The sequence below is a fragment of the Microbacterium sp. NPDC056052 genome (genome assembly GCF_042266785.1).
In the GTDB taxonomy this organism is placed as follows: Bacteria; Actinomycetota; Actinomycetes; order Actinomycetales; family Microbacteriaceae; genus Microbacterium.
Window position 1 is genome coordinate 97,294 of record NZ_JBHJWV010000002.1, and the last position, 11,686, is coordinate 108,979.

At 70.0% G+C, this 11,686-nt stretch carries 8 protein-coding genes; all 8 read left to right on the forward strand.

The window, feature by feature from the left end:
* Positions 1–2: 2 nt before the first annotated feature.
* The gene (locus tag ACFC1J_RS04525) at positions 3–1,277 is read left to right on the forward strand and encodes a DUF6986 family protein (protein ID WP_375902907.1); all 1,275 of its coding nucleotides are present in this window, start codon (positions 3–5) and stop codon (positions 1,275–1,277) included.
* On the forward strand, positions 1,274–2,095 hold the full coding sequence (locus ACFC1J_RS04530) for a bifunctional allantoicase/(S)-ureidoglycine aminohydrolase (RefSeq protein ID WP_375902909.1): 822 nt from the start codon (positions 1,274–1,276) through the stop codon (positions 2,093–2,095). Before ACFC1J_RS04525 ends, ACFC1J_RS04530 begins: the two co-directional genes overlap by 4 nt.
* A 393-nt stretch (positions 2,096–2,488) precedes the next feature.
* Complete coding sequence (locus ACFC1J_RS04535) at positions 2,489–3,289, forward strand: hydroxypyruvate isomerase family protein (protein ID WP_375902911.1); 801 nt, start codon at positions 2,489–2,491, stop codon at positions 3,287–3,289.
* Between the two features lie 32 nt (positions 3,290–3,321).
* A complete protein-coding gene (locus ACFC1J_RS04540) occupies positions 3,322–4,200 on the forward strand; it encodes a 2-hydroxy-3-oxopropionate reductase (RefSeq protein ID WP_375902913.1) in 879 nt (292 codons plus the stop codon).
* 141 nt (positions 4,201–4,341) lie between these two features.
* The gene (gcl, locus tag ACFC1J_RS04545; protein WP_375902915.1) at positions 4,342–6,129 is read left to right on the forward strand and encodes a glyoxylate carboligase; all 1,788 of its coding nucleotides are present in this window, start codon (positions 4,342–4,344) and stop codon (positions 6,127–6,129) included.
* A gap of 32 nt (positions 6,130–6,161) precedes the next feature.
* Positions 6,162–7,310, forward strand: coding sequence for a glycerate kinase (locus ACFC1J_RS04550; protein ID WP_375902917.1), 1,149 nt, complete (start codon positions 6,162–6,164; stop codon positions 7,308–7,310).
* A 174-nt stretch (positions 7,311–7,484) separates the two neighbouring features.
* Positions 7,485–8,858, forward strand: a complete 1,374-nt coding sequence (gene allB, locus ACFC1J_RS04555) for an allantoinase AllB (RefSeq protein WP_375902919.1) — start codon at positions 7,485–7,487, stop codon at positions 8,856–8,858.
* A gap of 398 nt (positions 8,859–9,256) precedes the next feature.
* Positions 9,257–11,476 carry an ATP-dependent Clp protease ATP-binding subunit gene (locus ACFC1J_RS04560; protein ID WP_375902921.1) on the forward strand — a complete coding sequence of 740 codons (2,220 nt, stop codon included), beginning with the start codon at positions 9,257–9,259 and terminating at the stop codon, positions 11,474–11,476.
* Positions 11,477–11,686: the final 210 nt, after the last annotated feature.

The window sequence follows — 11,686 nt, forward strand, 5'->3', positions numbered from 1 at the left end:
GAATGGCCGCAGGCACCCTGGGCGAGGCCGACCTCGCCGACATCGACGCCCGCCTCGCCGGCACCGACACGCTGCTGTCGACCGAGTACCCCGGCGACGACGGATCCCGCCAGCCCGTGCACACCCTGTACGTGCCCGCCGACCGATTCCGTCTCGACCTCCCTGCCCAGTCGGGGCAGGCGGCCGCCGCCGCTGTCGCGGAGTTCGGCGGAACCGTCGCGCTCGCCCAGGCGGTCGGCCTCGGCGCCCTCGCCGCAGAGCTCGCGCCCCTCGTGGACGCGAAGCTCGAACGCGAGCCCATCGAGGACCTGCGCCTGGACTTCGAGGACGGCTACGGCGCCCGGCCCGACGAGGAGGAGGACGCGGATGCGGTCCTCGCCGCCGAGCGGGTCGCCGCGGCCGTCGCCGCCGGCGTCGCGCCGCCCTTCATCGGGATCAGGTTCAAGTGCTTCGAGGCGCCCACGCGCCGTCGAGGGATCCGCACGCTCGACCTGTTCCTGTCGACCCTCGTCGCGAACGGCCCGCTGCCGGACGGCCTCGTGCTGACGCTGCCCAAGGTCACCACGGTCGAGCAGGTCGAGGCCATGGTCGCGCTCTGCGAGCGCTTCGAGGAGCGTCTCGGACTGCCCGCGGGCCGGCTGCGCTTCGAGGTGCAGATGGAGACGCCGCAGCTCATCGTCGCCGCCGACGGATCCGTCCCGGTCGCGGCCCTGCTGCACCGCGCCGACGGCCGGGTGTCCGCACTGCACTACGGCACCTACGACTACAGCGCCTCGCTGCAGATCGCGGCCGCGTACCAGTCCATGGAGCACCCCGCGGCCGACTTCGCCAAGCAGGTCATGCAGGTGGCGGTCGCCGAGACCGGTGTGCGGATCTCGGACGGATCCACCAACGTGATCCCCGTCGGGGATCCGGATCATGTCCTCGAGGCCTGGGCGCTGCACGCCCGCCTGGTGCGGCGCTCGCTCGAGCGCGGCTACTACCAGGGCTGGGATCTGCATGCGGCGCAGCTGCCCACCCGGTACCTCGCGACCTACGCGTTCTACCGCGAGGGCTTCGCCGCTGCAGCCCGGCGCCTGGACAACTACCTGCACGGCAGCGACGTCACGATCATGGACGAGCCGGCCACGGCCCGTGCCCTGGCGCGGTTCGTCGTCCGCGGCCTCGAGTGCGGCGCGCTCACAGCCGACGAGGTCCACTCCGCGACCGGATCCGAGCCCGCAGAGCTGATCCGCCTCGCACACCCGAAACTCGCAACCAAGGAGGCCGTCTCTTGAGCACCCGCACCTACTACACGCCCGCTGGCGGGCTGCCCCCGCAGACCGACCTGCTCACCGACCGCGCGGTCGTCAAGCTCGCCTACACCTTCATCCCGAAGGGCGTGCTGCGCGACATCGTCACCTCCAGCCTCCCCGGCTTCACGGACGCCCGCGCGTGGATCCTCGCCCGGCCGACGCCGAGCTCGGCGCAGACGTTCTCGCAGCTCATCGTCGAGATCGCGCCCGGCGGCGGCGCCGCGAGGCCCGAGGTCGAGGCGGGCGTCGAGAGCGTGCTCTTCGTCACCACCGGCGAGCTCACCCTCACGCTCGAGGGGGAGCGGCACGTGCTCGCCGCCGGCGGCTACGCGTTCATCACGCCGAACGCGCAATGGTCGCTCGAGAACGAGGGATCAGCGATCACCAGCTTCCACTGGATCCGCAAGGCCTACGAGTACCTCGAGGGCGTCGACGCTCCGGCGTCCTTCGTCACGAGCGACAACGACATCGAGCCCGTCTCGATGCCGGACACCGACGACGTCTGGGCCACCACCCGCTTCTCCGACGCGAGCGACATGGCGCACGACATGCAGGTGAACATCGTCACGTTCAAGCCGGGCGGATCCATCCCGTTCGCGGAGACCCACATCATGGAGCACGGCCTGTTCGTACTGCAGGGCAAGGCCGTCTACCGCCTCAACGACGACTGGGTCGAGTGCGAGGCCGGCGACTACATGCTGCTGCGCGCCTTCTGCCCGCAGGCCTGCTACGCGGGCGGTCCCGAGGACTTCCGCTACCTGCTCTACAAGGACATGAACCGCCAGATCAGGCTGACCTGACGTTTCTGCGCCTCGCGAAGGCCGCTCCCCGGTGGGGCGGCCTTCGTCGTTCTAAGCGGATGGGTCGTTGAGCGAGCGAAGCGAGACGAAACGCCGCGCCCTCGTGAGGGCACCGCGTTTCGTCTCGGTCGCCTGCGGCGTCCTCGCTCAACGACCCCGGGGGGATCCGGATCCCGCAACTCGACAGGACGTCTGCACCTCTGCAGGACAGTATTCGCGGATCCGTCCTGCGGAGTTGCGAACATCCTGCAGAGTTGCGGAGCTCCCGCGCCTCCGTGCGGATCCGGCCCGTTGACATCCACGGCCTCGCAGCCTAAACTTTCATCAATCAAGATTTTATTTCCATAATTCGGAAATAGCCCGAAATCCGAGACAGACATCAAGGACGATCTCATGAGCTACACCGTCAACGCCTCGATCCTGCTGACCGACCTCCCGATCCTGGAGCGCCCGGCCGCCGCGAAGGCAGCAGGCTTCGACGCGGTCGAGTACTGGTGGCCGTTCTCCGTCGCCGTGCCCGCGCAGGAGGAGGTCGACGCCTTCGTCGCCGCGATCCAGGACGCGGGCGTGCAGCTGACCGGCCTGAACTTCTTCGCCGGCGACATGCCGGGCGGCGACCGGGGCCTCGTGTCCTGGGTCGGCCGTGAGGACGAGTTCGCGGGCAACATCGACGTCGTCGTCGAGATCGGCCGCCGCCTCGGCACCACGGCGTTCAACGCGCTCTACGGCAACCGCCTCGAGGGCGTCGACGAGAAGGCGCAGGACGATCTGGCCGTGAAGAACCTCGCCGCGGCCGGACGCGCGGTCGCCGAGCTCGGCGGCGTCGTCCTGCTCGAGCCGGTCAGCGGCACCCCCGCCTACCCGCTGAAGACCGCCGCCGACGCGCTCGCGATCATCGCGCGCGTGAAGGACGAGGAGGGCGTCGACAACGTCAAGCTCCTCGCCGACTTCTACCACCTCGCCGTCAACGGCGACGACGTGCCTGCCGTGATCGCCGAGCACGCCGCGGAGTTCGGCCACATCCAGATCGCCGACGCCCCCGGCCGCGGCGAGCCCGGCACGGGCGAGCTGCCGCTCGAGCAGTGGATCTCCGACGCGCAGGCCGGCGGCTACACCGGGGTCATCGGCCTCGAGTACAAGGCCACCCAGGCGGATCCCTTCGCCTGGACCACCACCGCGGCCGCCCAGGCCTGACCTCAGCAGACTTTCCGCGAAGGAGCGAAGACATGACCCGCATCGCATTCATCGGCCTCGGCATCATGGGCCTGCCCATGGCGAAGAACCTCGTCGCCGCCGGCTACGACGTCGTCGGCTACAACCGCAGCCAGGAGGCGATCGACACGCTCGTCGCCGCCGGAGGCGCCGGCGCCACCGGGATCGCCGACGCCGTGAAGGACGCCGACGTCGTCATCACGATGGTTCCGGACTCCCCGGACGTCGCGGGCGTCGTGCAGGGCCCCGACGGGGTCTTCGCCCACGCCAAGGCCGGCGCGCTCTGGATCGACAACTCGTCGATCCGCCCCGACGTGGCCAAGGAGCTCGCCGAGGAGGCCGTCGCCGCAGGGCTGGGCGTCGTCGACGCCCCGGTCTCGGGCGGCGAGCAGGGTGCGATCGACGCGGCCCTCTCGATCATGGTCGGCGGATCCGCGGACGACTTCGTGAAGGCGGAGCCGATCCTGAACGCGATCGGCAAGACCATCGTGCACGTCGGGCCCGCGGGCGCCGGCCAGACGGTCAAAGCCGCCAACCAGCTCATCGTGGCTGTCAACATCCAGGCGCTCGCCGAGGCTGTCACGTTCCTCGAGGCGTTCGGCGTCGACACCGACGCCGCGCTGAAGGTCCTCGGCGGAGGACTCGCCGGATCCAAGGTCCTCGACCAGAAGGGCCAGAAGATGCTGAACCGCGACTTCGCGCCCGGCTTCCGCCTCGCCCTCCACAACAAGGATCTGGGCATCGTCACCTCGGCCGCCCGCTCGGTCGGGGTCACCGTCCCGCTCGGCTCGGCCGTCGCGCAGCTCGTGAACGCCCTCGTCGCCCGCGGCGACGGAGGCCTCGACCACTCCGGCCTGTTCAAGCTCACTACCGAGCTCTCCGGCCGCGACTGACCGCTCCCTTTTCGGGTCGCAGCGTCCTTCGTCTCGCTTCGCTCGCTCAGGAACCGATCCTTTTCCGGTCCCTGAGCGAGGAGCGAAGCGACGAGACGAAGGGCGCTCAACGACCCCCTCATCAGACCTAAGGAAACTCCCATGACCCGCATGCGTGCAGTCGACGCGATCGTCCAGATCCTGATCAAGGAAGGCGCGGATGAGGCGTTCGGCCTCCCCGGCGCCGCCATCAACCCGCTCTACTCCGCGATGCGCGCCAACGGCGGCATCCGGCACACCCTCGCCCGCCACGTCGAGGGCGCGAGCCACATGGCCGACGGCTACAGCCGCACCGGCGACGGCCGCATCGGCGTGTGCCTGGGCACCTCGGGTCCCGCAGGCACCGACATGATCACGGGCCTCTACGCCGCGATCGCCGACTCCATCCCGATGCTCTGCATCACCGGCCAGGCGCCGGTCGCGAAGCTCGACAAGGAGGACTTCCAGGCCGTCGACATCGCCTCGATCGCGAAGCCCGTCACGAAGTTCACCAAGACCGTCCTCGAAGGTGCGCAGGTGCCCGGCGCCTTCCAGACCGCGTTCCAGATCATGCGCTCGGGCCGTCCGGGCCCGGTGCTCATCGATCTGCCCTTCGACGTGCAGATGACCGAGATCGAGTTCGACATCGACACCTACGAGCCGCTGCCCGTGGCGAAGCCGGTCGCGACCCGCGCGCAGGCCGAGAAGGTGCTCGACCTGCTCATCGCCTCGAAGCACCCCGCGATCATCGCTGGCGGCGGCATCGTGAACTCCGGCGCCTCGGCCAAGCTCGTCGAGCTCGCCGAGACCCTGGGCGTGCCCGTGTTCCCGACCCTGATGGGCTGGGGCGTGCTCCCCGACGACCACCCGCTGGCCGCCGGCCTGGTCGGGATCCAGACTTCGCAGCGCTACGGCAACGCGAGCTTCCTGGAGAGCGATTTCGTGCTGGGCATCGGCAACCGCTGGGCCAACCGCCACACCGGCGGACTGGACACGTACCGCAAGGGCCGCACGTTCGTGCACGTCGACATCGAGCCCACCCAGATCGGCCGCGTGTTCGCGCCCGACTACGGCGTGGTCTCGGATGCGGGCGCGTTCATCGACGCCCTGCTCCAGGCGGCGCGCGACCGCGTCGCAGAACTGCCCGACTACCACGGCTGGGCCGAGGAGTGCCGCGACCGGAAGGCCCGTCTGCAGCGCAAGACGAACTTCGACGACGTGCCGATGAAGCCGCACCGGGTGTACCAGGAGATGCTGTCGGCGTTCGACCGCGACACCACCTTCGTCACCACGATCGGTCTGTCGCAGATCGCCGGCGCGCAGCTGCTGCATGTGTACGGTCCGCGCAAGTGGATCAACGCCGGCCAGGCAGGACCACTGGGCTGGACCGGTCCCGCCGCCCTCGGCGTGGTGCGCGGCAAGCCGGGCGAGCAGGTCGTCGCGCTCTCGGGCGACTACGACTTCCAGTTCATGATCGAGGAGCTCGCGGTGGGCGCGCAGCACAAGCTGCCGTACATCCACGTCGTGGTCAACAACAGCTACCTGGGGCTGATCCGTCAGTCGCAGCGCGGGTTCGAGATGGACTACGAGGTGTCGCTCGCGTTCGACAACGTGAACACCCCGCAGGACTCGTCCAGCATCGCGACGGGCTACGGCGTGGACCACGTCAAGGTCGCCGAGGGTCTGGGCTGCAAGGCGCTGCGCGTCGAGCGTCCGGAGGATCTGGCCGCGGGCTTCGCCGAGGCGCAGCGTCTGCGCGACGAGTTCCAGGTGCCCGTGGTGGTGGAGGTCATCCTCGAGCGCGTCACGAACATCGCGATGGGAGCCGACCTCGACACCATGAACGAGTTCGAGGACCTCGCGACATCGCCGGCCGACGCCCCCGAGGCGATCTACGCGCTGCTCGACTGAGCCGCGTCCCTCCGGCCCGTAGCATTCACACCATGCGCATCCTGATCGCCTCGGACAAGTTCAAGGGCTCCGCCACGGGGCCCGCGGTCGCCGCCGCTCTCGCGGAGGGGATCTCCCAGGCCGCGCCGGGGACCGTCATCGATGCGGTCCCCGTCGCGGACGGAGGGGAGGGCACGGTCGACGCCGCCCTCGCCGCCGGGTTCGAGGCGGTCACCGCGACGGTGACGGGGCCCACGGGCCTGCCGGTCGAGGCGCGCTTCGGCGTGCGAGGCGGGCAGGCCATCATCGAGATGGCCGCGGCGAGCGGGCTCGACCTGCTCCCCGGTGGTGTCAAGGACGCGCTCGGTGCCACGAGCCGCGGGACCGGCGAGCTCATCGCCGCGGCCCTCGACCGCGGCGCGACCAGCATCGTGCTCGGCATCGGCGGCAGCGCCAACACCGACGGCGGCGCGGGCATGCTGCAGGCGCTCGGCGTCTCGCTGCGCGACGCCGACGGACAGGAGCTGCCGGGCGGCGGCGGGGCGCTCGCGCGCATCGCCGCGGTGGACGTGTCGGATCTGGATCCCCGACTCGCGGCCACCGAGATCGTGCTCGCGAGCGACGTCGACAACCCGCTCCTCGGAGAGAGGGGAGCGCCCGCCGTGTTCGGGCCGCAGAAGGGTGCGAGCCCGGAGGACGTGGCCGCGCTCGACGCGGCCCTGGCAAGCTACGCCGCACTGCTCGAGCAGCAGCCGGGCATCCGCGCGGCCACCGACCTGCCGGGAGCGGGCGGCGCCGGTGGCGTGGGCTACGCCGCGCTCGCCGCGCTCGGCGCCCGGCGGGAACCAGGCGTCGAGGTGGTGCAGCGCCTCACCGGGCTCGCCGAGGCCCTCGGCACCGGCGCCGCCAAGGCCGATCTCGTCATCACCGGCGAGGGCAGCCTCGACGACCAGAGTCTCGGCGGCAAGACCCCGCTCGGTGTCGCCGCGGCCGCGCGCGCGGCGGGCATCCCCGTCATCGCCGTGTGCGGACGCTCCACGCTGAGCCCCGAGGCGGCGCGGGCGGCCGGGTTCGCCCGCGTCTACGCGCTCAGCGAGCTGGAGCCGGATGCGGCCCGCAGCATGGCCGAGGCCGTCCCCCTGCTCACCGAGGTGGGCCGTCGCATCGGCGCCGAAGCGGGCGAGCTCGTGCCGCAGGGCTGAGCCCATGGCCGTTGAGCGAGGACGCCCGGAGGGCGACCGAGACGAAACGTCGCGCTCTCTCAAGGACTCCGCGCTTCGTCTCGCTCGCTCGACGACCTCCGGCTCCGGAACCGGAGCCCAATGAACTCCAACCACGCATGACCGGCGCTCGCCGGAGGAAAGGATCCGCACGACATGTCGCAGGATCAGCACGACCCCGCAGGTTCGCACTACGACCTGGTGATCCGCGGCGAGCGGGTGCTCACCAGCTCGGGGATCCGTCCCCGTGAGGTCGGCGTGCGCGATGGCGTCATCATCGCGATGGAGCCGCTCGGCAACGGCCTCCAAGCGGACGAGATCATCGAGCTCGCCGACGACGAGACCCTGATCCCCGGGCTCGTCGACACGCACGTGCACGTCAACGAGCCGGGCCGTACCGAGTGGGAGGGCTTCTCCTCGGCCACCAAGGCCGCCGCGGCCGGCGGCGTGACCACGATCCTGGACATGCCGCTGAACAGCATCCCGCCGACGATCGACGTGGAGGCGCTCGACATCAAGCGCGACGTCGCCCGCGACCAGGTGCACGTCGACGTGGGCTTCTGGGGCGGTGCCGTTCCGGGCAACGTCGACAAGCTGCGCGGGCTGCACGACGCCGGCGCCTTCGGGTTCAAGTGCTTCCTGCTGCACAGCGGCGTCGACGAGTTCCCGCCGCTGGATCCCGACGAGCTCGAAGCCGACATGCGCGAGCTCGCGACCTTCGACTCGGTCATGATCGTGCACGCCGAGGACTCCCGTGCGATCGACCGTGCCCCCAAGCCCGACGGCGACGACTACGCCAAGTTCCTCGCCTCGCGACCCCGCGGCGCGGAGAACCTCGCGATCGCCGAGGTCATCGAGCGCGCCCGCTGGACCGGCGCCCGCGCGCACATCCTGCACCTGTCCTCCTCGGACGCGCTGCCGATGCTGCGCTCCGCCAAGCACGACGGCATCCGGCTCACGGTCGAGACCTGCCCGCACTACCTCACGCTCACTGCGGAGGAGATCCCGCTCGGTGCGACCGCGTTCAAGTGCTGCCCGCCGATCCGCGAGGCCGGCAACCGCGAACTGCTCTGGCAGGGTCTGGAGGACGGCACGATCGACTTCATCGTCTCGGACCACTCGCCCTCGACCCTCGACCTCAAGGATCTCGAGAACGGCGACTTCGCGGTGGCCTGGGGCGGCGTCGCGTCGCTGCAGCTCGGCCTCTCGCTGATCTGGACCGAGGCACGTCAGCGCGGCCTGTCCCTGGAGACCGTGGTGTCCTGGATGAGCGAGAAGCCGGCGCAGTTCGCCGGCCTCACCGGCAAGGGCCGGATCGCCCCGGGCTACGACGCGGACTTCTCGGTCTTCGCGGCCGACGACGCCTACATCGTGGACGTGACGAAGCTGCATCACAAGAACCCGCTCACGCCGTACAACGGCAAGGCGCTCGCGGGCCGGGTGCGCAAGACCTACCTGCACGGCGCGGAGATCGACTTCACGACCCCCCGCGGCCGCCTGCTGCGCCGGGGCATGGCCGAGGTCGGCTGACCCCTCTCCTTCCTTACCCCCCTCCACTTCCGAGTCGTCCCCACCACCGGAGCCCAGAGCGTCCGCTGAGGGGGACGACTCGGAAGTGGAGGCTCCCAAAGCTCGTCGGCGGTGTGTGACAACGGAGTCGCCATCGTCGACGTCTTCGTCGGGCGCCGTGTGCCGGGCGTCGTGCGTCGTGCGTCGTGTGCCGTGTGCCGTGTGCCGGGCGTCGTGCGCCGTGTGCCGGGCGCTGTGCGCCAGGCGCCGAGCGCGTTCTCGCCGTCGCGGTCGGATCGCGCCTGCTCTTGTCTCCGAGGGCCGAGTCCGGTAAACTTGAGTCCAATCAACTCAACTTTGAGGATCCGGAGCGGTTCCGGCTCTTCCGCCACAGACGCAAGGAGAACCCAGGAGGACGAATGGCCACCCCTCAGACGGCACAGCAGGACGAGCAGCAGTCGGCGCTCGAGCAGTTCGGCATCAACCTCACCGATCGTGCCCGACAGGGCAAGCTCGATCCGGTGATCGGTCGCGACGCGGAGATCCGCCGCGTGAGTCAGGTGCTCACTCGGCGCACCAAGAACAACCCGGTGCTGATCGGCGAACCCGGCGTCGGCAAGACCGCCGTCGTCGAGGGACTCGCGCAGCGCATCGTCGCCGGAGACGTGGCCGAGTCGCTCAAGGACAAGGAGCTCGTGTCACTGGACATCTCCGCCCTCGTCGCCGGTGCGATGTACCGCGGCCAGTTCGAGGAGCGCCTGAAGAGCGTGCTCAAGGAGATCACCGAGTCCGACGGCCGCGTCATCACCTTCATCGACGAGCTGCACGTGCTCATGGGTGCGGGCGGGGGAGAGGGGTCCGTCGCCGCGTCCAACATGCTCAAGCCCATGCTCGCCCGCGGCGAACTGCGTCTGATCGGCGCCACCACGCTCAACGAGTACCGCGAGTTCATCGAGAAGGACGCGGCGCTCGAGCGCCGGTTCCAGCAGGTCTACGTCGGCGAGCCCTCGGTCGAGGACACGATCGCGATCCTGCGCGGACTCAAGGGGCGCTATGAGGCGCACCACGGCGTGACCATCAGCGACTCCGCGCTGGTCGCGGCCGCGTCGCTCTCGAACCGCTACCTGCCGAGCCGCCAGCTGCCGGACAAGGCGATCGACCTCATCGACGAGGCCATGAGCCGGCTCAAGATGGAGATCGACTCCAGCCCGGTCGAGATCGACCAGCTGAAGAGGTCCGTCGACCGGATGCGTCTCGAGGAGCTCGCGCTGAAGAAGGAGAAGGACGCGGCCTCGAAGGAGCGTCTCGCGAAGCTCCGCGAGCAGATGGGCGAGGCCGAGGCCGAGCTCACCGACCTCGAGGCCCGCTGGGAGCGCGAGCGCAGCGGACTGAACCGCGTCGGCGACCTGAAGAAGCGCCTCGACGAGGCGATCACCGAGCGCGACCGCGCCCTGCGCGACGCCGACTACACGAAGGCCTCGAAGCTCGAGTACGAGACCATCAAGCAACTGCAGGCGCAGCTCGCCGACGCCGAGCGGCAGGCGGATGCGCAGAGCGACGAGCCCCGCATGGTGAACGAGCAGGTGACCGACGAGGACATCGCGGCCGTGATCGCGGCCTGGACCGGGATCCCCGTGGGGCGGCTGCTGCAGGGCGAGAGCGAGAAGCTCCTGCACCTGGAGCGCGAGCTGGGCCGGCGCCTGATCGGGCAGAAGGAGGCGGTCGCGGCCGTCTCCGATGCGGTGCGCCGCTCGCGCGCGGGCATCAGCGACCCCGGCAGGCCGACCGGATCCTTCCTCTTCGTCGGGCCCACCGGTGTCGGCAAGACCGAGCTCGCCAAGGCGCTCGCCGAGTTCCTCTTCGACGACGAGCACGCCATGGTGCGCATCGACATGTCGGAGTACGGCGAGAAGCACTCGGTCTCGCGTCTGGTCGGCGCCCCTCCCGGCTATGTCGGCTACGAGCAGGGCGGGCAGCTCACCGAGGCCGTGCGGCGGCGCCCCTACAGCGTCGTCCTGCTGGACGAGGTCGAGAAGGCCCATCCCGAGGTGTTCGACGTGCTGCTCCAGGTGATGGACGACGGCCGCCTCACCGACGGTCAGGGGCGGACGGTCGACTTCTCGAACGTCATCCTGATCCTCACGAGCAACATCGGATCGCCGATCCTGATCGACCCGACCCTCTCGCCCGACGAGAAGCGCGACGCCGTGATGGCCCTCGTGCGGCAGGCGTTCAAGCCCGAGTTCATCAACCGGCTCGACGACATCGTGATGTTCCAGGCCCTCACCGAGGACGACCTGGCGCAGATCGTGGAGCTCACGATCGATCAGCTGCAGCGGCGTCTCGCCGACCGCCGGCTGACGCTCGCCGTGACGCCCGATGCGCGCGCCTGGCTCTCCGAGCGCGGCTACGACCCGGTGTTCGGCGCCAGGCCGCTGCGTCGCCTCATCCAGAACGAGGTGCAGAACCGGCTCGCGTCGGCGCTGCTCTCGGGTCGCGTGCACGACGGCGACATCGTGCGCGTGGACATCGCGGCGGACGGATCCTCCCTCGTGCTCACGAGCGAGGGACCGGCCGTCCCGACGCCTCCCCGGGCCGACCCGGACGACGTGATCGAGGCCGAGCTGCTCGACGAGTGACGGCGCGGCATGTCAGGAAAGGCCCCGAATCTCCCTGATCCGGGGCCTTTTCCGTGCGCAGACGGCGAGAGCGGCTTCTCCATTGATATCCACATCATGGAAACAGCACTCCGAGATTCGGAAAAAGACCTTGACTCGGGATGTGCCCGTGGTTAGCCTGAGGGGGTCTCCAGAGCTGGAGACGCACCAGGACTAACAGCACCTCCGCCC